The 20,602-nt window shown below is 73.4% G+C and carries 22 protein-coding genes; 10 read left to right on the forward strand and 12 right to left on the reverse strand.

Translation table 11 applies throughout. The features are described from left to right. Nucleotides 1–140 precede the first annotated feature (140 nt). The 5 genes from QE401_RS05690 (at nt 141) to QE401_RS05710 (ending at nt 5,619) form a co-directional block, all read left to right on the forward strand. A complete protein-coding gene (locus QE401_RS05690) occupies nt 141–863 on the forward strand; it encodes an SDR family NAD(P)-dependent oxidoreductase (RefSeq protein WP_307137291.1) in 723 nt (240 codons plus the stop codon). After that, the gene (locus tag QE401_RS05695; RefSeq protein ID WP_307137292.1) at nt 860–1,483 is read left to right on the forward strand and encodes a DUF6134 family protein; all 624 of its coding nucleotides are present in this window, start codon (nt 860–862) and stop codon (nt 1,481–1,483) included. The genes QE401_RS05690 and QE401_RS05695 overlap by 4 nt, the downstream gene beginning before the upstream one ends. A 103-nt stretch (nt 1,484–1,586) precedes the next feature. Next, nucleotides 1,587–1,880 (forward strand): hypothetical protein, encoded by a 294-nt coding sequence (locus QE401_RS05700; protein ID WP_307137293.1) that lies wholly within the window; start codon nt 1,587–1,589, stop codon nt 1,878–1,880. Between the two features lie 178 nt (nt 1,881–2,058). Beyond that, on the forward strand, nt 2,059–3,483 hold the full coding sequence (locus QE401_RS05705) for a cryptochrome/photolyase family protein (protein WP_307137294.1): 1,425 nt from the start codon (nt 2,059–2,061) through the stop codon (nt 3,481–3,483). Between the two features lie 69 nt (nt 3,484–3,552). Then, on the forward strand, nt 3,553–5,619 hold the full coding sequence (locus QE401_RS05710) for a methyl-accepting chemotaxis protein (protein WP_307137295.1): 2,067 nt from the start codon (nt 3,553–3,555) through the stop codon (nt 5,617–5,619). Between the two features lie 32 nt (nt 5,620–5,651). Here QE401_RS05710 and QE401_RS05715 read toward each other — a convergent pair whose 3' ends face one another. The 6 genes from QE401_RS05715 to QE401_RS05740 all read right to left on the reverse strand — a co-directional run bounded on the left by QE401_RS05715 (nt 5,652) and on the right by QE401_RS05740 (nt 9,453). Then, the gene (locus QE401_RS05715) at nt 5,652–6,068 is read right to left on the reverse strand and encodes a hypothetical protein (RefSeq protein ID WP_307137296.1); all 417 of its coding nucleotides are present in this window, start codon (nt 6,066–6,068) and stop codon (nt 5,652–5,654) included. After that, nucleotides 6,065–6,616, reverse strand: a complete 552-nt coding sequence (locus QE401_RS05720; protein WP_307137297.1) for a hypothetical protein — start codon at nt 6,614–6,616, stop codon at nt 6,065–6,067. Before QE401_RS05720 ends, QE401_RS05715 begins: the two co-directional genes overlap by 4 nt. Beyond that, the gene (bamE, locus tag QE401_RS05725) at nt 6,616–7,023 is read right to left on the reverse strand and encodes an outer membrane protein assembly factor BamE domain-containing protein (protein WP_307137298.1); all 408 of its coding nucleotides are present in this window, start codon (nt 7,021–7,023) and stop codon (nt 6,616–6,618) included. Before bamE ends, QE401_RS05720 begins: the two co-directional genes overlap by 1 nt. Before the next feature lie 11 nt (nt 7,024–7,034). Further along, complete coding sequence (locus QE401_RS05730; RefSeq protein WP_307137299.1) at nt 7,035–7,538, reverse strand: hypothetical protein; 504 nt, start codon at nt 7,536–7,538, stop codon at nt 7,035–7,037. Continuing rightward, nucleotides 7,535–8,098, reverse strand: a complete 564-nt coding sequence (locus QE401_RS05735; RefSeq protein ID WP_307137300.1) for a hypothetical protein — start codon at nt 8,096–8,098, stop codon at nt 7,535–7,537. The genes QE401_RS05730 and QE401_RS05735 overlap by 4 nt, the downstream gene beginning before the upstream one ends. Nucleotides 8,099–8,265: 167 nt before the next feature. Then, nucleotides 8,266–9,453, reverse strand: coding sequence for an alpha-hydroxy acid oxidase (locus tag QE401_RS05740; RefSeq protein ID WP_307137301.1), 1,188 nt, complete (start codon nt 9,451–9,453; stop codon nt 8,266–8,268). Between the two features lie 101 nt (nt 9,454–9,554). Between QE401_RS05740 and QE401_RS05745 the strand changes: the two genes are divergently transcribed. After that, the gene (locus tag QE401_RS05745; protein WP_307137302.1) at nt 9,555–10,337 is read left to right on the forward strand and encodes a FadR/GntR family transcriptional regulator; all 783 of its coding nucleotides are present in this window, start codon (nt 9,555–9,557) and stop codon (nt 10,335–10,337) included. Nucleotides 10,338–10,347: 10 nt separating this feature from the next. Here QE401_RS05745 and QE401_RS05750 read toward each other — a convergent pair whose 3' ends face one another. Then, nucleotides 10,348–10,635 (reverse strand): hypothetical protein, encoded by a 288-nt coding sequence (locus QE401_RS05750; protein ID WP_307137303.1) that lies wholly within the window; start codon nt 10,633–10,635, stop codon nt 10,348–10,350. A gap of 10 nt (nt 10,636–10,645) precedes the next feature. Next, entirely contained in the window at nt 10,646–11,449 is an 804-nt protein-coding gene (locus QE401_RS05755; RefSeq protein WP_307137304.1) for a TorF family putative porin, read from the reverse strand. 230 nt (nt 11,450–11,679) lie between these two features. On the opposite strand from QE401_RS05755, the gene QE401_RS05760 reads away from it, so the two are divergent. The 4 genes from QE401_RS05760 to QE401_RS05775 all read left to right on the forward strand — a co-directional run bounded on the left by QE401_RS05760 (nt 11,680) and on the right by QE401_RS05775 (nt 14,812). Further along, nucleotides 11,680–12,165: a hypothetical protein gene (locus QE401_RS05760; protein WP_307137305.1), complete on the forward strand. Its 486-nt coding sequence runs from the start codon at nt 11,680–11,682 to the stop codon at nt 12,163–12,165. Then, the gene (gene dapA, locus QE401_RS05765) at nt 12,162–13,121 is read left to right on the forward strand and encodes a 4-hydroxy-tetrahydrodipicolinate synthase (protein WP_307137306.1); all 960 of its coding nucleotides are present in this window, start codon (nt 12,162–12,164) and stop codon (nt 13,119–13,121) included. Before QE401_RS05760 ends, dapA begins: the two co-directional genes overlap by 4 nt. 141 nt (nt 13,122–13,262) lie before the next feature. After that, on the forward strand, nt 13,263–13,823 hold the full coding sequence (locus QE401_RS05770; protein WP_307137307.1) for an isochorismatase family protein: 561 nt from the start codon (nt 13,263–13,265) through the stop codon (nt 13,821–13,823). Further along, nucleotides 13,820–14,812 (forward strand): GlxA family transcriptional regulator, encoded by a 993-nt coding sequence (locus tag QE401_RS05775; protein WP_307137308.1) that lies wholly within the window; start codon nt 13,820–13,822, stop codon nt 14,810–14,812. Before QE401_RS05770 ends, QE401_RS05775 begins: the two co-directional genes overlap by 4 nt. Nucleotides 14,813–14,967: 155 nt before the next feature. Here QE401_RS05775 and QE401_RS05780 read toward each other — a convergent pair whose 3' ends face one another. From QE401_RS05780 to QE401_RS05795, 4 genes are all read right to left on the reverse strand, one after another. Further along, on the reverse strand, nt 14,968–15,705 hold the full coding sequence (locus QE401_RS05780) for a metallophosphoesterase (RefSeq protein WP_307137309.1): 738 nt from the start codon (nt 15,703–15,705) through the stop codon (nt 14,968–14,970). Beyond that, complete coding sequence (locus QE401_RS05785) at nt 15,702–17,135, reverse strand: cryptochrome/photolyase family protein (RefSeq protein ID WP_307137310.1); 1,434 nt, start codon at nt 17,133–17,135, stop codon at nt 15,702–15,704. Before QE401_RS05785 ends, QE401_RS05780 begins: the two co-directional genes overlap by 4 nt. Further along, nucleotides 17,132–17,896 carry a ligase-associated DNA damage response endonuclease PdeM gene (gene pdeM / locus QE401_RS05790; RefSeq protein ID WP_307137311.1) on the reverse strand — a complete coding sequence of 255 codons (765 nt, stop codon included), beginning with the start codon at nt 17,894–17,896 and terminating at the stop codon, nt 17,132–17,134. The genes QE401_RS05785 and pdeM overlap by 4 nt, the downstream gene beginning before the upstream one ends. Nucleotides 17,897–18,075: 179 nt before the next feature. Next, nucleotides 18,076–20,580: a ligase-associated DNA damage response DEXH box helicase gene (locus QE401_RS05795; RefSeq protein ID WP_307137312.1), complete on the reverse strand. Its 2,505-nt coding sequence runs from the start codon at nt 20,578–20,580 to the stop codon at nt 18,076–18,078. Nucleotides 20,581–20,602 lie beyond the last annotated feature (22 nt).

The raw sequence follows: 20,602 nt of genomic DNA on the forward strand, positions 1-20,602 counted from the left end.
GGCCGCACTCTGCCACGCCACGCCGCCGCTGTCGCGGGGGGTGCTGCGCCCGCCTGGCCGCTGCCGGGGCCGCCGCCCGGCCGGCTTCCGCTTCCGCGCCCCGGCCCCATCTGCGCCGCAGGATCGCAGGAGGACAGCGCATGGTCGTGGCGGTGATCGGGGCGACGGGTGGGGTGGGCAGCGCGCTGGCGCGGCGGCTGAAGGCCGCGGGGCGGGTGCCGCTGCTGATCGGCCGCGACGCGGCGCGGCTCGGCGCCCTGGCGGCGGAGCTGGAGGCGCCGCAGGCGGTGGCCGATGCGCTGCGGCCGGAGGCGATGGCCCAGGCCCTGGCCAGCGCCGGCCCGGTGCTGGAGGGGCTGGCCTATTGCGTCGGCTCCATCCCGCTGCGGCCGCTGGCGCGGCTTTCCGAGGACGATTTCCTCGACGCCTTCCGGCTGAACGCGCTGGGCGCGGCGCTGGCCGTGCAGGCGGCGCAGCCGGCCCTGGCGCGGGCCGAGGGCGGTGGCAGCGTGGTGCTGTTCTCCTCCATCGCGGCGCGGCAGGGCTTTCCGGCGCATGCCGCCATCGCCGCCGCCAAGGGCGCGGTGGAGGGGCTGGTGGTGGCGCTGGGGGCCGAGCTGGCGCCGGCGATCCGCGTCAACGCCATCGCCCCAAGCCTGATGCGCACCGGCATGGCGGCGCCGCTCACCGGCAACACGGCCATGGCGGAGGGCATCGCGAAGCTGCATCCTCTGCCCCGGCTGGGCCAGGCGGAGGACGCCGCCGGGCTCGCGGCATTTTTACTCTCGGCGGAGGCGGCATGGATCAGCGGCCAGGTGATCGGCGTGGATGGCGGGCGGGCGAGCCTGCGCAGCAAGGGGTGAGGGGGGCGCTGCCACGGCGCCTGCTGCTCGGCGCCCCCGCGCTCGGGCTGGCGGCGCTGCTGGCGCCGGGCGCCGGGCGCGCCGCCCTGCCGCCGCAGGGCTACCGCTTCCGCCTGCTGCGCGAGGGGCGTGAGGTCGGCCGCCACACCGTCCAGGCCGAGCCCGATGGCACGGTGCGCAGCGTCGTGCTGGTCGAGGTGAAGCTGCTCTCCTTCACCGTCTTCCGCATGCGCCACGAATATGCCGAGCGCTGGCAGGGCGACCGGCTGGCCGGCTATGCCGCGCTGACCGAGCGCAATGGCAGCCAGGGCCGGGTCGAGCTGGCGGCCACGGCCGAGGGGCTGCGCGGCCGCGGGCCGGAGGGCGCGCTGGCCCTGCCGGCCGCGGCGGCGCCGCTGGCTTGGTGGGCGCCCGAGCATTTGCCCGGCCGCACCCTGTTCGACACCGCCACCGGCCAGGTGCTGGAGGGTGCGCCGCAGCGCGGCCGCGAGGGGGGCGAGACGCTGTGGCAATGGGCGCCGCGCGGCATGGTGGCGCGCTACGATGCCGCCGGCCGCTGGACCGGCTTCCGCATGCTGGGCGAGGATGGCAGCGAGGTGATCTACCAGCCCGAGGGCTGAGCGCCCCGCCCGGCGCCGCTCAACCGCTTGTGTGCGGGGCTGCCGCATTCCCTCCGCATTGCCCGGCTTCGCTGGATGTCAGGCAAGGCGGAGGGAGGCGGCGATGAGCATGAAGGGCTTCTGGCGCGGGCTGCGCGACATCCTCGTGTCGCTGTTCTGGCTGGTGGTGGCGCTGACGCTCGGCGTGCTGGTGGCGGCGCCGGTGGTCATCGGCCTGGACGCGCTGTTCCTGCGGCTGGGCTTCACCGCCGCCAGCCCGGATATGGCGCAGTTCACCTCGATCATCCTCGGCCTGCTGGTGGGGGTGGTGGTGGTGATCTGGCTGGACCGGCGGCTGCGCCGCTGGCTGGGCTATTCGCCGCTGGAGACCTGGGATTTCCTGCGCTGGATTCCCTGAGCGGCCCGCCCCCGCCGGGGGCTTCCGGAATCGCGCGCTGGCCCGACATGCCACGCCATGACCACGCTCCGCATCATCCTGGGTGACCAGTGCAGCCGCGGCCTCTCGGCCTTGCGCGACCTCGACCGCGCGCGCGACGTGGTGCTCAGCATGGAGGTGGCGGAGGAGAGCCGGGACGGTGCCGCATCACCGGCAGAAGATCGCGCTGATCTTCTCGATGCTGCGGCATTTCCACGCGGCCCTCGTGGCGCGCGGCGTCCGCGCCGAGCACATCCGGCTCGACGACCCGGAGAACAGCGGCAGCTTCACCGGCGAGGTGCTGCGCGCCGTGCGCCGCCACCGCGCCAGCCGCATCATCGCCACCCATCCCGGCGAATGGCGCGTGGCCGAGGCGATGCAGGGCTGGGAGGCCGCCGCCGGCATCCCGGTCGAGATCCGCGAGGATGACCGCTTCCTCTGCACCCGCGCGGAATTCGCCCGCTGGGCCGGCGGGCGGCGGCAGCTGCGCATGGAGTTCTTCTACCGCGAGATGCGCCAGCGCCACCGCCTGCTGCTGGAGCCCGACGGCACCCCCACCGGCGGGCAGTGGAATTTCGACGCCGAGAACCGCAAGCGCCTGCCGAAGGGCGTGGCGCCGCCACCGCTGCCGCGCTTCGCGCCCGACGCCATCACGCGCGAGGTGCTCGAGCTCGTCGCCCGGCGCTTCCCGCGCCGCTATGGCGGGCTGGACGGCTTCGCCTGGCCGGTCACCGCGCGCGATGCGGGGGTGGCGCTGCGGGATTTCCTGGCGCACCGCCTGCCGCGCTTCGGCGACTACCAGGACGCCATGGCGGTGGGCGAGCCGGTGCTCTACCACAGCCTGGTCTCGCCGGCGCTGAATGGCGGGCTGCTCGACCCGCTGGAGATCTGCCAGGCGGCGGAGGCCGAGTACCGCGCCGGCCGCGCGCCGCTGAACGCCGTCGAGGGCTTCATCCGCCAGATCCTGGGCTGGCGCGAATATGTGCGCGGCCTCTACTGGCTGCGCATGCCGCATTACGCGGCGGGCAATGCGCTGGAGGCCCGCCGCCCGCTGCCGGATTTCTACTGGACCGCCGAGACCGACATGGCCTGCCTGCGCCACACCCTGGCGCAGACCCGCGACCACGCCCATGCGCACCACATCCAGCGGCTGATGGTGGCCGGCAATTTCGCGCTGCTGGCCGGCATCGACCCGGTGGCGGTGAATGCATGGTATCTGGCGGTCTATGCCGACGCCTATGAATGGGTGCAGCTGCCCAACACCCAGGGCATGGCGCTGTTCGCCGATGGCGGCGCCATGGCCTCCAAGCCCTATGCCGCCTCCGGCGCCTATATCCACCGCATGAGCGATTATTGCGGCGGCTGCCGCTACGAGGTGAAGCAGGCCGAGGGGGAGGGGGCCTGCCCCTTCAACGCGCTCTACTGGGATTTCATCGCCCGCCATGCCGGGCGCTGGCGCGGCAATGCCCGCATGGCCATGCCGCTGCGCAATCTGGAGCGCATGCCGGCGGAGCGGCTCGCCGCGCTGCGCGACCGGGCGCAGCGCTTCCTCGACGCGCTGCCCCCGTCGCGCGACTACCGCTAGCGCCCCCGGGGCTCAATCCGCGGTTAAGCGGCGCGCCCTAGAACGAGGCTCTGCCCAGGGGAGCCTCCATTGCGCATCCGGACCTTCTTTCTGCTCTGCTTCTGCAGCGTCGCCACCGCCGGGGGGCTGGCGACGATCTGGACCTGCTTCGACGCCTGGTCCGACTGGCAGCGCGCCGAGCGGGCCCATCTGGCCAGCCGAGCGGTCAGCGATGCGCAGCGTGCCCAGACCGCCATCGCCGCCGAGATCGGCGGCCATGCCTCGCAGCTGCGCAGCCCGAGCCCTGATGTCGCGGCGCAGGAGCGGGTGGCGCCGGAGACCGACCGGCTGCTGCGCGAGGCGGCGGCGAGCGCCCAGGCCGCCGGGCTGGACCCGGCGCCGCTGCGCGACATCGAATCGCGCATCGCGACGCTGCGCCCGCGCAGCCTGGCGGAGATGCGCCGCCCCCTGGCCGAGCGCGACGCCGCCATGCCGACCGCCACCCAGGAACTGCGCAATGCCGGGGTGGAGACCATGGCGCGGCTGGCCGCCCGCGCCTCCCGCCAGGTCTATGCCCAGGCTCCCGATGCCGGGCTGCTGCTGGAGGTCGCCAATGCGGTGATGGACATCCGCGACATGGCCGGGCGGCGCAACACGGCGATCGTCAGCTGGATGCAGGGCCAGCCGGTGACGCCCGAGGCGATGCAGCTGGCGCAGCTGCAGACCGGGCGGATCGAGCAGGCCTGGCAGGCGGCGCAGCGGCTGATGGCCGGGCTGCGGGACTATGCCGCGCTGCAGGCCGCGCTGGCCGCGCAGAAGCGCAGCCTGGAGGCGGAGGATGAGCCGCGCTGGCGCCAGCATCTGGCGCTGGGCTGGCAGGCCATGCAGGGCGGCGCGGTCAGCTGGCCAATGCCGGTCGAGCCCTATCGCGCCTGGTCCACCCCGGCCCAGGCGCGCATCCTCGGCCTGCGCGACGCGGCGCTGGACGCGGCGCTGGACCTGACCGCCGACACCACCGCCGAGGCGCGGGCGCGCTTCATCGCCGCCAGTGGCCTGGCGGTGCTGCTGGCCGGCCTGGCCGGGTTGTCCATGCTGCTGCTGCTGCGCCGCGTGGTGCTGCCGCTGCAGGCGCTGACCGCGACCGTCGGCCGCATCGCCGGCGGCGAGCTGCAGCTGGCCGTGCCCGGCCGCGCCCGGCGCGACGAGCTGGGCGGCATGGCCCAGGCGATCGAGACGCTGCGCGCCGCCTCGGCGGAGCGGCTGGCGCTGGAGGCGCGCCAGCAGGAGGAGCAGCGCCAGCGGCTGGAGCGCGCCGCGCGCGTCGATGCGCTGCTGCGCGGCTTCGAGGAGGAGGCGGCCGGCGCGCTGCGCGCCGTCGCCGCCGCGGCGACCGAGATGGACGCCACCGCCGGCTCGATGGTGGAGATCGCGGCCAGCGGCAATGGCCGCGCCCAGGCGGTGGCGCGCGCCTCCGCCCAGGCCAGCGAGAATGTGCAGACCGTGGCGGCGGCGGCCGAGGAACTCTCCGCCAGCATCGCCGAGGTGGCGCGCCAGGTGCGCGAGGGCGCGACCCGCGCCCATGCGGCGAGCGAGGCCGCCGGCCAGACCGAGGGCACGGTGCGCGGCCTGGCCGAGGCGGCGGGGCGGATCGGCGATGTGGTGCAGCTGATCACCTCCATCGCCAGCCAGACCAATCTGCTGGCGCTGAACGCGACGATCGAGGCGGCGCGCGCCGGCGAGGCCGGCAAGGGCTTCGCCGTGGTCGCCGGCGAGGTGAAGAACCTGGCCAGCCAGACGGCGCGCGCGACCGAGGAAATCAGCCAGCAGATCGCCGCCATGCAGGCGGAGACCGGGCGCACCGTGCAGGCCATCGGCGGTATCGCCCATATGATCCGCGAGCTGAACGAGGCGACCGGCGCCGTCGCCCAGGCGGCGCAGCAGCAGGCCGAGGCGACGCAGGAGATCGGCCGCGCGGTGGCCGAGGCGGCGAGCGGCACGCAGGAGGCCTCGCGCCACGCCTCCGGCGTCAGCGAGGATGCCGGCCGCACCGGCCGTGCCGCCGAGGATGTGCGCGCCGCCGCCGGCGAGCTGGCGCGGCAATCCGAAGGGCTGCGCGGCCAGATGGACCATTTCCTGGGCGCGCTGCGGGCGGCGTGAGCCGCCCGGCGGGCCGACCCGGGCGGGCCTGTTCAGTCGACGGCGTTGGCGGTGAGGAAAAGCGCCTGTTCCAGCGCGCGGAAGAAGTGCTGGAAGGATGCCGGATCCGCCACTTCCTGCTGGTTGTACTGCCCGCTGACCCGCACCACGGTCTGCTGTGGGCCGCGCGGCCGCACCGTCACCGTCAGGCGCATGGCATAGCCCTGCAGCTTGGTGGCGCTGATGACGCCGAGCGTGTCATCCGCCCGGTCAATGGAGAAGCCGAGATCCTGCAGCGCGGCGAGCGAGGCGCGCAGCACCACGCCGCGATCGGCCGTGTCGAAGGCGCGGCTGGAGATGGCGCGCATGTCGACCTGGCTGCGGGAGGAAGCCAGGATCTGCTGGCGGGAATCGGTCTGGCAGGCGGCCAGCGCCACCAGAAGGCTGATCAGAAGGCTGCGCGCGATCATATCTCGTTAGCCTCGAGGAAGACCGATTTCGAAAGCGCCTCGAAGAAGGCGCGGTAGATGGCGGGGTCCTCGATCGTCTCGGCACGGGTGACGCGACGCTCGGTGTTCAGCACCACGCGCTGCACGGTGGCGCGGGCGATGCAGCCGCGCCCATCGCCGCTGCGGTTGATCACCAGGGCGATGCGGATGCGCTGATCTTTTTCCCAGCTGGCCTGGTGCTGCGTCTTGGCCATCGCCGCCAGCAGCACCAGCAACACCTGTGCGGCCACCTGCTGCGCCTCCACCGCGTCCCGGTCCTTGGAGGCGACGATGAGGCCGGCTTCAGCCCGCGCATCCTCGATGGTGAAGCCAAGATCCTGCATGACACCGACCGAGGCCTGCATCAGCAGAGCCTCGTTCGGCGTGTCGAATCGGCGCGACTGCAGCCGGCGCAGCGCCAGGGCGCCGTCGGTCGGCGCCATGGCACCGGCATGCAGCTGCGCCGCCTCCTGCTGACAACCTGCCAGCAGGGTGGCCCCCGCCAGCAGGGCGAAGCGCCGCCGCAGCATCAGAAGCTGCTGGAGCGGTAGGAGAAGTCGCGAACGCGCCCCTCGCCATCATAGCGAATGATGATGGTCAGCGTGCGCTGGCTGGTGCTGACGGCGCCGGCACTGCCACCGACGCCCAGCAACAGCAGGCTGGCGCCGCCGCTGCTGCCGCTCTGCACCGTCTGGGTCGCAATGCGGTCATAGACCCAGGTCTCGCGCCGCTGTTCATCGGTGGTGACGACGTTGGGCGAGCCCAGCACCTCGATCACCTGGGCATTGGTCATGCCGACGCGGATCTCACGCTGCACGGTGCCCACGGTCAGGCGGCTGCCCGCCTCCTGGCCGCGCGCCACCTCGGCGGCGTGCTGGGATGCGGGGGCGCAGGCGGTGGCGGCCAGCAATGCCAGCAGCCAGTAGGAGGAACGCATCTTGAAAATCCTTAACTGCCGGAAGGCCCGGTGACAGGGCGGATCGGCGTGGCGGCCGGCACGGCGGGCAGCGGCGCCGCTTCCTCGCTGTCAGGTGCGGCCATGGCGGCGATCGCCAGGTTGCGCGACAGCGGCTCGAAGAACAGGTCGCGATAGAAGGCGGGGTCGTCCACCTGCGTGTCGCCGGCGGCCATCGGCACCAGGGCATTGGCCCGAACCACCGTCTGGGTGGCACCGCGCGGATAGGCCGAGGCGGTCAGACGCAGCAGCCCGCGCTTCACGCCACTGACCGTACCGGCCTCTGGCGAGACCTTGGTGATGGCATAGCCCTGGTCCTGCATGCTGGCGATGATCGCCCGCAGCACCTGGTTGCGGTCCGCCGTGTCGAAGGTGCGGCTCTGGATGCTGCGCAGCTGGACGGCGCTCAGCTTGCTGGCGATCATCGGGCGCTCGCCCGGAGTGACACAGGCGCCAAGGGCCAACAGCAGCGGCAGGGCGAGGAGATGGCGCTTCACAGCGGCTGCGCCTTGCCGGCCAGGCTCTGCTGCAGCCGGTTGTAGAATTCCTGCATCAGGGTCTGGTCGCTCAGCGTCTCGTGCCGGACCTCCCCGCGATTGTTCTGCACCAAGCGCTCGAACGACACCCGCATGGCGATTCGCTGCGGCGCCTGGGCGGTGGAGGCGAGCACCAGACCGCTCGGCCGCTCAGGCCAGGTCGTCAGCGTCACCTGAATCAACTGGTCGGTGTCCCAGCGCGCCGCATTGGCGCCGGCCAGCACGGCGACCAGAATGGCGCCGACCACCTGCCCGGCCTCCCGGGCGTCGCGATGCTTGTTGCCCGCCAGCACGCCGGCAGGGGCCGAGGATTCGGTGATGGTGTAGCCGAGATCCTGCAGCACCTGGGTTGCTTCGCTCAGCAACTCCTGCTCCTGGCCTAGCCAGCGGCGGGTCTCGGTCTCGCGGATCTGCTGCTGCTGCTCGGGGGGCTGGCCGACCTTCATGGCCACTTCATTGGCGGTGACGCAGCCGGCCAGCATCAGGCTGGCGGCCGCGACCCGCAGAACGGGACGAATCACGGTCTGCTCTTCTCACGAAACTGTGTGTCGAAGCGTAACCGGTACAATCCCGTTTTCAAGCCGGATTTTTTGCCGGCAGGACTATTTCGGAAAAGATACGATAGCGGTCGGAGGAGGGAGGGCAGCTACGTCACCGCTCTCGCCGCCTTGCCCGGCAGTTCCGCCCCTCACTCCGCCGCCTGGCGCGACTCCCCCGAGCGCAGCACATCGCCGCGGCGCGGCGCGTGCAGGATCTCCGGCGTGATGCCGGCGATGCTCTTCGTGCCGGTCAGCGCCATGGAGATGTCGAGCTCCTTGCGGATGATCTCCAGCGCCTTGGTCACCCCGGCCTCGCCGCCGGCGGCCAGGCCGTAGAGCCAGGATTTGCCGATCATGCAGCCGCGCGCGCCCAGCGCCACGGCCTTCATGACGTCCTGGCCGGAGCGGATGCCGCCATCGAACCAGACCTCGACGCGCTCGCCCACCGCCTCGGCGATCGGCTGCAGCACGGAGATGGAGGAGGGCGCGCCATCCAGCTGCCGCCCGCCATGGTTGGAGACGACCAGCGCATCCGCCCCCGTCTCGGCGGCCAGACGCGCATCCTCGACATCCAGCACGCCCTTCAGGATCAGCTTGCCCGGCCAGATCGAGCGGATCCAGGCGACATCCTTCCAGGAGAGCGACGGGTCGAACTGCCCGGCGATCCAGTGCGAGAGCGTGTTCAGCCCCTCCTTGGCACCCGGCGCCTCGGTCAGGTTGCCGAAGGTCTTGCGCCTGCCGCGCAGCACTTCCAGCGCCCAGCGCGGCTTGGTCGCCACGTCCAGCATGTTCTTCACGGTCAGCTTCGGCGGCACCGCCAGCCCGTTCTTGATGTCCTGGTGCCGCTGGCCCTGGATCTGCAGGTCCAGAGTCAGCACCAGCGCCGAGCATTTCGCGGCGATGGCGCGCTCCACCAGCGAGCGGGCGAAGCCGCGGTCGCGCATGACGTAGAGCTGGAACCAGAAGGGCTTGTCGACCGCCCCGGCCACATCCTCGATCGAGCAGATCGACATGGTCGACAGGGTGAAGGGAATGCCGAAGCGATGCGCCGCGCGGCAGCCATGGATCTCGCCATCGGCATGGAACAGGCCGGTCAGCCCGGTCGGCGCGATGGCCACCGGCATGGTCACCTTGTCACCCAGCAGGGTCGTCTCGGTGCTGCGGTCGGAGACGTCGATCATCACCCGCTGCCGCAGCTTCAGCGCCGAGAGGTCGTCGCGATTGGCGCGCAGCGTCGCCTCGTCATAGGAGCCGCGATCGGCATAGTCGAAGATGGCGCGCGGGATGCGGCGGCGGGCGATGCGGCGCAGATCCTCGATATTGGTGACGGGCGGCATGGCAGATCCTGCGAAATGGTGCGGCGGGCGTTTGCCCAATGTCCCTCCGCGCGCGGGTTTGGTAAAGAGTTTTGACCAGGGATCGGAGCAGGACCCGGGCGATGAGTGATTTCCGGCCGCCGCCGCTCGCCGGAGCGGTGGCCGCCCATCTGGAGGCGCTGGTGCTGGAGGGCGTGCTGCGCCCCGGCGACCGGCTGGCGCCGGAGCGCGAGCTGGCGGCGCGGCTCGGCGTCTCGCGCCCCTCGCTGCGCGAGGCGCTGGCGCTGCTGGAGCAGAAGGGGCTGCTCGCCTCCTCCCGCGCCGGCACGATGGTGGCGGATTTCCTGGCCCCGCTCTCCGCCCCGCTGGCCGGGCTGTTCGGCAGCCATCCGCGCATCGGCCAGGATTATTTCGAGTACCGCCGGCTGATCGAGCCGCAGGCGGCGGCGCTGGCGGCGGTGCGCATCACCGCGCCGGAGCGCGCCGCGCTGCAGGACTGCCTGGCCAGGATGGAAGCCGCGCATCGCGACGCCGCGCCGGCCGAGGAAGCCGCGGCCGATCTGCAGCTGCATCTCCTGGTGCATGAGGCCAGCCACAATCTGGTGCTGCTGCATGTGCTGCGGGTCTTCGCCGGGCTGCTGCAGCGCGGCATCCTGTTCAGCCATGAGCAGTACTGGCAGCGCGACGCGCTGCGCGGCGAGATCCTGGCGCAGCACCGCGCCATCGCCGCCGCCATCCTGGCCGGCAACGCCGCCGCGGCCGAGGAGGCGATGCGCGCGCATATCCTGGCCACCGAGGCCGCCTTCCTCAGCCTGCGGGCGGAGGCGGCGCGCACCGGGGAGAGCCTGCGCAAGCAGCAGCGCGACACGCTGCTGGCCGAGGCGGCGCCGCCCGCCACCGGCTGAGCCGCGACGCTCAGCGAGGCGGCGCCTGGCCCGGCGGCGGGAGGGGCGGGTGCCCGGCCGGGGGCAGCTCGGCCAGCAGGGCGGCGAGGCCGGCCAGCAGCGCCAGCGCCACGGCGCCGCCCAGCCAGGGCCAGGCCCAGCGCGCCGCCTCCGCCCCGCGCATGCCGAGCCCGAGGCCGAGCGAGCCGAACCCCGCCCAGCCCAGCTCCGCCAGGAAGCCCAGCCCGACCAGCCGGGCCGGGCCGGCGGCGCGCAGCCAGCGCCACGGCCTGGGCTGCCGGGGCAGGGCGGGATGCATGGCGCGCCCCTCAGAAGGCGCGGCTGAGGGTCAGCAGCAGCCGGCCATCGCAGATCTTCTGCCCCTCGGGCGCGCGATCCGCGACGGGGGCGCAATCGCGCTGGCGGATCGAGGTGCCGGACCAGGACAGGCTGGCGGTGACCCCGGCGCCGATCTCGCGCGCCAGGCCGACCGCGTACCAGAGATAATCCGGCGTGCCGAACAGCGTGTTGCGCTCGATCCACTGGTAGCCGAGCCGGCCGCTGGCGGTGAAGCCGGCCGGCAGGCTCAGCTCCGCCAGCCCTTCCAGCGCGTAGGCCTGGCCGGAGCGGCCGAAGAAATTCGGCGCGTAGTTGAAGGCGCCGGTCAGCTTCAGCGGGTCGATGGCGTAGGCGGCCTTCAGCACCAGCTCCTGATACTCGTTGACCTGGCCGCCCGCCGCCTTGTCCTGGCCGGGATAAAGATAGGCGATGTAGCCGGCGTCAAAGGCCACGCCGCCCAGGCTGAAGCGGTAGCCGGCCATCAGGTCCAGCTCCTGCCGCGTGTCATTGGCGGGGCTGCCCAGGAAGCTGGCGTTGCTGAGGAAGCCGCCGACATAGACGCCGCTGCCATGCTGCAGATCCAGCGTCGCCTGCGCCGCCGGCCGGTTGCGCGTCTGGCTGAGGCCGCGGAACAGGTAGTCGCTGGAGAGCGACGGGGTGGCGGTGACGGTGAGGTCCGCCGCCTCCAGCTCGAAGGCCCGCGCGGCGGGGGCGGGGAGGGTCAGCACCGCGGCGAGGCCGGCGGTCAGGGAGGCGGCGGAGAAGGCCGGAAAACGGGCCGTTGCGGCAGGCATGGATCGATCCTCGGGACAGGCGAAGCGCGGCCGGCCGGAGGCGGCGGCCGCGCCCCTGGCCTAGGGGCGATGCCCGTAAAGCGGCCATGCGAAACCCCGCCCCGGCGCATCAAGGCGCCGTAAAGCCGGTGTGGCGTGGCCGGGGATTTATGCGGAATTTAGCCGCCCGCCACGGCTTGCGCATGGCGCCTTTACGGCCGCGGCGCGGATGCTCGGGGCTGGAGGATCCCATGTCATCCACTGCATTGTCCCATCCCGAGCCGGCCGCGGCCGCGCTGCTGGACCGGCTGGTCGCCGAGGCGGCGCTGCGCGAGCAGGACCGCGTGCTGATCATCGGCCCGCGCGGCGCCGGGCTGCTCTGCGCCGCCGCGCGCCATGGCTGCCGCAGCGGCGCCGAGGCGCGCCACGCCCCGGCCCATCCGGAGCCCGCCGATCTGGTGCTGGCGCCGGCCATCGCCTCGGAATCCATGGCGCTGACCATCGCCCGCAGCGCACGGCGCGCGCTGGCGGCGGGCGGCCGGCTGGTGCTGGCGCTGCCCGGCGAGGCGGCGGCCGGCCCGCGCGCCCTGGCCCGCGCCATCGGTCGCGGCCTGCGCGCCGAGGGCTTCCGGCAGATCCGGCTGCGCGCCATCGCCGGGCGCGACGGCGCCGCGCTGCTGCTGCTCGGCACCATGCCGCAGCCGGCGCTGCCCCGTCAGGGCGGGCGCGGCGCATGATCGCGCCCGTCCTGCGCGGGCTGATCCCGGCCCTGCCGACCCCCTTCATCCCCGGCAGCGGCCAGATCGACGAGGCCGCCCTGGCCGCCCTGGCCGAGCGTGTCGTGGCGCGCGGCGCCAGCGGCGTCGTGGCCTGTGGCAGCACCGGCGAGGCGCCGGCGCTGAGCGCCGCCGAGCATGGCCGCGCCCTGCATGTGGTGGCCGAGGCGGTGGGCCACCGCGTGCCGGTCATCGCCGGCGTCGGCGCGCCGAGCACCGAGGCGGCGGCGGCCCTCGCCCAATCCGCCGCGCTCTGCGGCGCGGCGGCGCTGCTGGTCTCCGCCCCGCCCTATGTGCGGCCGGGGCAGGAGGGGCTCTGCGCCCATATCCGCGCCGTGGCCGCCGCCGGCCGGCTGCCGCTGGTGCTCTACGACGTGCCGAGCCGCGCCGGGGTCGGCTTCGCCGATGACAGCATCGCCCGGCTGCGCGACGCCAATCTGATCCAGGCGCTGAAGGACGCGACCGCCGATCTGGCGCGGCCGGCGCGGCTGGCGCGGCTCTGCGGGCGGGATTTCACGCAGCTCTCGGGCGATGACGCCACCGCGGTCGCGCATCTGGCCATGGGCGGGTCGGGCTGCGTCTCGGTGCTGGGCAATCTGGTGCCGGCGCTGTGCAGCGCGCTGCACTCCGCCTGGGCGGCGCAGGACCCGGACCGGGTGGCGGAGCTGCGCGACCGGCTGGCGCCGCTGGCCGAGCTGCTGTTCCGCGAGAGCAGCCCGGTGCCGCTGAAGGCGGCGCTCGGCCTGCTGCGGCTTTGCGACGCCAGGCCGCGCCTGCCGCTGCTGCCGGCCACCGCCACGACCCGCGCCCTGCTGGCCGAGGCGCTGGCCGCCCTGCTGCCGGAGGAGGAGGCCCGCGCCACCGCCGCGCTGCGCCCGCCGCCGCGCCACGCCCTGCCGCCGCGCCTGCTGCAATAGGCGCCATGCCCCGCGCCGCCGGCCCGTGCTAGGCTGGCCGCACGGATGGCGTGAATTGTCCCCTCTTTGTCCGCGCCCGGCCTTATCCGGCCCGGGCGCGGCGATAGGCTGGCGCGGTCACCTTCCGCAGGAGCATGGGACATGACCGGCACCGCCCTCCTCGTCATCGACGCGCAGGAGTCTTTCCGCCACGCCGCCTATTTCCGCGAGGACGACCTGCCCGCCTATCTGGAGCGCCAGCAGGCGCTGATCGACGGCGCCGTCGCCGCCGGCCTGCCGGTGCTGCAGGTGTTCCATGTCAGCGAGGCCGGGCCCTTCTCCGAAGCCTCGGGCTTCGTGCGCACCCTGGCGCCGCTGCGCCTGGCGCCCGAGGCGGTGTTCCGCAAGCGCCGCCACAGCGCGCTGGTCAATAGCGGGCTGGATGTCTGGCTGAACACCCGCGGCATCCACCGCCTGATCGTCTCCGGCATCCGCACCGAGCAATGCTGCGAGACCACCACCCGCCACGCCTCCGATCTCGGCTATGCGGTGGATTTCGTGGCCGAGGCGACGCTGACCTTCCCGATGACCGACGCCGCCGGCCGCGCCTGGAGCGCCGCCGAGATCCGCGCCCGCACCGAGCTGGTGCTGGCCGGCCGCTTCGCCCGCATCGCCACGGTGGAGCAGGCGCTGGCCGGCGCGCCGGAGCGCCGCGCCGCATGAGCGGGGCGCGGCACATCCCGGTGCTGGTGATCGTGCCGCCGCGCGTGCTGCTGCTCGACATCGCCGGCCCCGTGGAGGTGCTGCGCAAGGCCAATCTGGAGCAGCAGGCGCTGCGCTTCAGCGTCGCCTACCACGCGCCGGCGGGGGTGGCGCGCAGCTCGGTCGGGCTGGAGCTGGCCGGGCTGGCGCCGCTGCCCAAGGCGGTGCCGCAAGGCGCGCTGCTGCTGCTGCCGGGCGCCGCCGACCTGCCGATCGGCGGCCCCCCGGCCGATGCGGAGGAAGCGCGGCAGGAGGAGGAGATCGTCGCCTGGCTGGCGCGCATGGTGCGGCCCGGCCACCGGCTGATGTCGATCTGCTCCGGCGCGCTGCTGGCGGCCCGCGCCGGGCTGCTGGACGGCCATGCCTGCACCACCCACCACGCCACCATCCCGGCGCTGATCCGCCTGGCCCCGGCCGCGCGCGTGCTGGAAAACCGGCTTTTCGTCGAATCCGGGGAGCGGCTGACCACCGCCGGCGTCACCGCCGGCATGGATCTGATGCTGCATCTGCTGGCGCGCGAGGCCGGGCATGAGGTGGCGCTGGCCGTGGCGCGCTACCTGGTGGTGTATCTGCGGCGCGGCGGCGCGGACCCGCAGCTCTCCCCCTGGCTGGAGGGGCGCAACCATATCCACCCCGCCATCCACCGCGCCCAGGACGCCATCCTGGCGGAGCCCGCGCATCCCTGGTCGGTGGCGGCGCTGGCGCGCATCGCCGGCGCCAGCCCGCGCAACCTCTCCCGCCTGTTCAACGAGCACACGGGCATGAGCGTGACCGACTACGTCAACCGGCTGCGCGTGGCGCTGGCGCACCAGCTGGTCACCGGCTCGAAGCTCGATCTGGAGCATGTGGCGGAGCGCGCCGGCTTCGCCTCGCTGCGCCAGTTCCGCCGCGCCTGGGCACGCCACCATGCGCTGTCGCCGGGCCGGCTGCGGACCTCGGTGGCCGGCTAGCGACCGGCCGGGATTGCCGCGTCCCGCCTCTCAACGAGGCAGCGGCAGCCTGAAAGAAAAGCACGAAAGAAAAGGCTGGGGGGACAGGGTCCCCCCAGACCCCGCCATCCGTGAAGCGGCCCGCCTCTCCACCCGACCGCGGCAGCCCGAAAAAATCACCAGGGGAGGTCGATCCAGGAGAGGTGGCCGCCCTTGCCGGCGCCGGTGTCGAGGAACACGGCGCGGCCGCCGGCGGCGGAGACCGCGACATAGGGGCGGCCATCGGTCGAGCGCAGCTCATGCCCGCAATAGACGGTGATGCCGGAGGGGATGCGGTGCACCCAATTGTGCAGCCGCTCGGGATAGCCATCGGCGCGGGTGCGGCTGGTCACCTGGCCGAACAGGGCGCGCGGCACCAGGCCATCGGGCTTGTGGCTGCCGGCCTCCTGCGGCGAGGGCTCGCGCAGCATGCGCGGATGGAAGCCGCCATGCACGAACAGCCAGGGGCCGAGGCGCAGCCAGGCCGGCGCCGCGGCGATGGCCTCCAGCGCCCGGGCCTTCAGCGCCTCGCCATCCGGCGCCTCGTCCAGCTGGGCCAGGGTGATGCCCAGGCCCTCGGGATCCGGGCGCACCAGCGCGCCGGACAGCGCCCGGCGCAGCTTGTGGTCGTGATTGCCGAGGATGAACATCCCCTGTCCGCTGTCCAGCAGCGCCAGCGCCTGGCGCAGCGTGCCGGGATTGTCCGGGCCGCGATCGGTCAGGTCGCCCAGCTGCAGCACGAAGAAGCGCTTCTCGGCGGCGCCCTGGATGGCGGCCTCGAAGGCGCGGGAATCGCCATGCACGTCGCCCACCACCCGCAGACCCTTGAAGTCGCGCTTGAGCCGGGAGAGCAGGTGGTTAGCGGGCAGCATCATTCCGCCGCCTTCAACGCCTGAAGGGCGGCCAGCGCCCGCTTGCGCCCGCCCTCGTGATCGACGATGGGGGCCGGGTAGTCCTGGCCGAGGCGCAGACCCGCGGCGCGCAGCACCTCGGGCGGCGCCTGCCAGGGCTTGTGCAGCCAGGCATCCGGCAGCCGCGCCAGCTCGGGCACGAAATGGCGCACATAGCGGCCCTCGGGGTCGAATTTCTCGCCCTGCAGGATCGGGTTGAAGATGCGAAAATAGGGTGAGGCGTCGATGCCGCTGCCCGCCACCCATTGCCAGTTCATGCTGTTGGCGGCGAGGTCGGCATCCACCAGCGTGTCCCAGAACCACAGGCTGCCCTGCTGCCAGGGCTGCAGCAGATGCTTCACCAGCAGGCTGCCCACCACCATGCGCACCCGGTTGTGCATCCAGCCATGCCGCCAGAGCTGGCGCAGCCCGGCATCGACGATCGGGTAGCCGGTTTGCCCCTGCTGCCAGGCCTGCAGAAGCTTGTCATCCGGCTGCCAGGGGAAGTCGGCGAATTCGGGCCGCAGCGGCGTGTCCGGCAGCTCGGTCCGGTGCCACAGCGTGTGATAGGCGAATTCGCGCCAGAGGATCTCCTTCAGCCAGGTGAGGTGGCCGCCGGATTTGCCGCCCTCGGCCACCGCGTGCCAGGCCTGGCGCGGTGAGACCTCGCCCCAGTGCAGATGCGGGGAGAGGCGGGCGGTCAGATCCTCGCCGGGGATGTCGCGGCCGCGCTCATAGCCCTCGGCGGCCTCGGCGGCGAAGTCTCGCAGCCGGGCGGCGGCGCCAGCCTCGCCAGGGGTCCAGTATTCGGGGAAGGCAGCGGCCCAGTCGGGCTGGGGCGGGCGCGGCAGCAAGTCCAGCGCCTCCAGCGCCAGGCCCTTTCGCGGCGGCGGGGCGGGGCGCAGCGTCTTCGGCGCCGGAATCGGCGGCGGCGGGTCGCCGAGCGCCAGCACCGCGCGGGCGAAGGGGGTATAGACCGAATAGGGCTTGCCCTGGCCGGTGCGCAGACGGTGCGGCTCCAGCAGCGTGGCGCCGCTGTGCAGGTGGAGCTTGCGGCCCTGGCCCTCCAGCGCCGCGGCGATGCCGGCATCGCGCTGCCGCGCCCAGGGCTCGTAGAGGCGGCTGGCATGCACCTCGGTGGCGCCCAGGGCTTCGGCCAGTTCGGGGATGAGATCGGCGGCCTTGCCGCGCAGCAGCAGCAGGGGCGCGCCCAGGGCGGCGAGTTTTTCGCCCAGCGCGTCCAGGCTGTGGTGCAGCCACCAGCGCGCGGCGCCGCCGGGCGCCCAGGGGTCGCTCTCATCCAGCACATAGACGGGCAGCACCGGCTGCTCCGCCACGGCGTGCAAAGCAGGGTGGTCGGCGGTGCGGAGATCCTGGCGCAGCCAGAGCAGGGCGGGGGGCGGGGTTCGGCTCATGGCACCGATATCGGCACCCGCACCGGCTTGCCCAGGCTGCGCCTGGCGGCCGGCTCGGCGGCGGCGGAGGCTGCGGCGGCCAGATGCTTCATCGGCCCGATGGCGGTGCTGTAGAGCCGGTCGCGCCCCAGCAGGAAGGCGCGCCCGCCGCGCGGGAACAGCGCCGCGACCGGCGGCGCGGTGATGGCGAGGCCCCCGGTATAGGCGCCGAAGGCCGGCAGCAGCACACGCCGCGCATCGGCCAGGAAGCAGGGCCGCTCCACCGCGCCGCAGCGTGTCGCCACGCTGGCCTTGGGGTGGAAATGGCCGGACAGCTCAAAGCCCGCCGCCGGGCCAGGCAGGCCCTCATGCCGGAACACCAGCGGGCCCAGGCGCAGCTCCGCCACCGCCTGGCCGGGCAGATCGGCGGGCGGGGCGGGGTCGTGATTGCCCAGCACCCAGGTGACCTCGCGCCCCTCCAGCAGGTGCAGCAGCGCGGCGCGGTCGGGCGGCAGCAGGCGGGACGCGCCCTCGCCATCGTGGAAGCTGTCGCCCAGGAAGACCAGATGCGCGACGCTGTAGCGGCGCAGCAGCGGGGCCAGCCGCGCCAGCGTCTCCCGCGTGTCATAGGGCGGCACCAGCTGGCCGCGCCGGGCGAAATGGCTGCCCTTCTCCAGATGCAGGTCGGAGAGGACCAGCAGCTTGCGGGCGGGCCAGTGCAGCGCGCCGGCCGGGTCCAGGGCCAGGCGTTCGCCGGCGAGATGCAGAGGCGCGGAAATCATGTCTCAGAACGCGTTAGCGCGCACCGCCCCCCCGTAAAAGCCCTTTTTTCGACACATTGCCGCGGCGCAAGGGAGGCGGGCGGGCGGCCCTGCCCGGCCGGTGCGCCGGGGGAAGGCAGCCAGGGCGTGGCGGGGGATGGCCGGCCGCCGGCGGGGCCGGGGGAAGCCGGGGCGGCGGCTCAGCGCCGGCGGCGCTCGCGGCCGCGCCGGCGCTCGCGCTGGGCCGGCGGGTTGGCGGGCAGCTGCTCCTCCAGCCCCAGGCTGCCGGTGAAATGCTCGGCCCCGTCGGTGGCCTCCTCGACCAGGGCGGTGGCCTCGGCCAGCAGCGCATCCTCGGCGGTGCCGGAGACCCATTCGCGCCCCTCCTCGATCAGCGCCGGCACGGCCAGCGGCGAGACCCGGTCGAGCTCCACATGCCGGATGCGGCCCTGGATGCGCGCCAGCAGCGCGCCGATGCGCGCCACATCGGTCAGGCCCGAGGCGGCCTCGGCCCGGGTCGCGCGCAGCAGGATGTGGTCGGGCTCGTGCCGGCGCAGCACATCGTAGATCAGGTCGGCGCCCATGGTCATCTGGCGGCCGGATTTCTCGGCGCCCGGATGGTTCTTCTCCAGCAGCCCGGCAATGGTGGCGATGTTGCGGAAGGAGCGACGCAGCATCGAGCTGTCGGCCATCCATTCCTCCAGCTCCTCGCCCAGCAGATCCTCGGAGAACAGCGCGTCCATGTCGGGGGCGGGGAAGGCGCTCCAGGCCGCCAGCACATAATCGGTGCCGAGGAAGCCGAGCGGGCCGAGGCCGAGCCGCTCCATCCGCCTTGTCAGCAGCATGCCCAGCGTCTGATGCGCCAGCCGCCCCTCGAAGCAATAGGCGACGAGGAAGAAGCGGCCGCCGCGCGGAAAGCTCTCGACCAGCAGCCCCTCGGCCGGCGGCAGCTCGGAGACCTTGCGCTGCAGCCGCAGCCAGTCCTGCACCGGGGCGGGCAAGGCGCGCCAGCTGCGCGGCTCGGCCAGGATGGCGCGCACCCGCGCGGCGAGATGGGTGGAGAGCGGCATGCGGGCGCCGGCATAGGCGGGCACGCGCGGCTCGCCCTCCCCGCCACGGCTGACCACCACGGTCCCGGGATCCAGCCGCTCGTAACGCAGCACCTGGCCCGCGAACAAAAAATTGTCGCCGGGTTCGAGGGTGGAGGCGAACCATTCCTCCACCTCGCCCAGCATCGGCCCGCCGCGCAGCCGCACCTTGACCAGCGGCGTCTCGACGATGGTGCCGAGATTCATCCGCAGCTGCCGCGCCACCCGCTCGCCACGGATATGCACCAGCCCCTCGGCGTCGCGGAACAGCTTGCGGTAGCGCTCATAGCCGGAGAGGGCGTAGCCGCCATCCTCGACGAAGCGCAGCACATCGTCGAAATCGCGGCGCGACAGCCCGGCATAGGGCTGGCTGCGCCGCACCTCCGCATACAGCTCGTCGGGGTGGAAGGGGGCGTGGCAGGCCATGGCCAGCACATGCTGCGCCAGCACGTCGAGCCCGCCGGGGCGGGGCGGCTCGCCATCCACCTCGCCGGCGCCGACCGCCTGGATGGCGGCGCGGCACTCGATCACCTCGAAGCGGTTGGCCGGCACCAGCACGGCGCGCGAGGGCTCATCCATGCGGTGATTGGCGCGGCCGACACGCTGCAGCAGCCGCGCCACACCCTTCGGCGCTCCAACCTGGATCACCTGGTCCACCGCGCCCCAGTCGATGCCGAGATCGAGCGAGGCCGTCGCCACCACGGCGCGCAGCCTTCCGGCGGCCATCGCCGCCTCGACCTTGCGCCGCTGCTCGACGGTGAGCGAGCCATGGTGCAGGGCGATCGGCAGATTCTCCTCGTTCAGCCGCCAGAGCGCGGCGAAGCAGAGCTCCGCCTGGGCGCGGGTGTTGACGAAGATGATGGTCACCCCGGCGCCGGTCAGCCGCTGATAGACATCGGGCATCGAGGCCAGGCCCATATGCCCGCCCCAGGGCAGCCGCCCCTCGGGCAGCAGCACCTCGAGCGAGGGTGCCGCGCCGCCGCTGGCGCGCACCTGGCGCACACTGGCGGGATCGGCCTCGGGCGAGACCCAGGCGGCGATGGCGTCCGGATGCGCGACCGTCGCCGACAGCCCGACCCGCCGCAGCCCGGGCGCGAGGCGCGACAGCCGGGCCAGGCCCAGCGCCAGCTGGTCGCCGCGCTTGGTGCCGGCCAGCGCATGCACCTCATCCACCACGGCGCAGGCGAGGTTGCCGAAGATCTCCCCGGCATCGGGCAGGGAGAGCAGCAGCTCCAGGCTTTCCGGCGTGGTCAGCAGGATCTGCGGCGGGCGCTCCCGCTGCCGGGCGCGGCGGTTGGCGGGGGTGTCGCCGGTGCGGGTCTCGATGCGCAGATCGAGGCCCATCTCCTCCACCGGCGCCATCAGGTTGCGGGCGATGTCCACCGCCAGCGCCTTCAGCGGCGAGATGTAGATTGTGTGCAGCCCCTCGCGCGGGGCGCGGTGCAGGTCGATCAGGCTGGGCAGGAAGCCGGCCAGCGTCTTGCCGCCGCCGGTGGGCGCGATCAGCAGCGCCGATTCGCCGGCCTCCGCCGCCTCCAGCATGGCCAGCTGGTGCGGGCGCGGGGTCCAGCCGCGCGCGGCGAACCAGGCGGCGAAGGGTTCCGGTAATGTTCGCATCCGCCCTCCATATGGACCGGCC

Origin of the sequence: Pseudoroseomonas cervicalis, from assembly GCF_030818485.1 — a bacterium.
Lineage (GTDB): Bacteria > Pseudomonadota > Alphaproteobacteria > Acetobacterales > Acetobacteraceae > Pseudoroseomonas > Pseudoroseomonas cervicalis_A.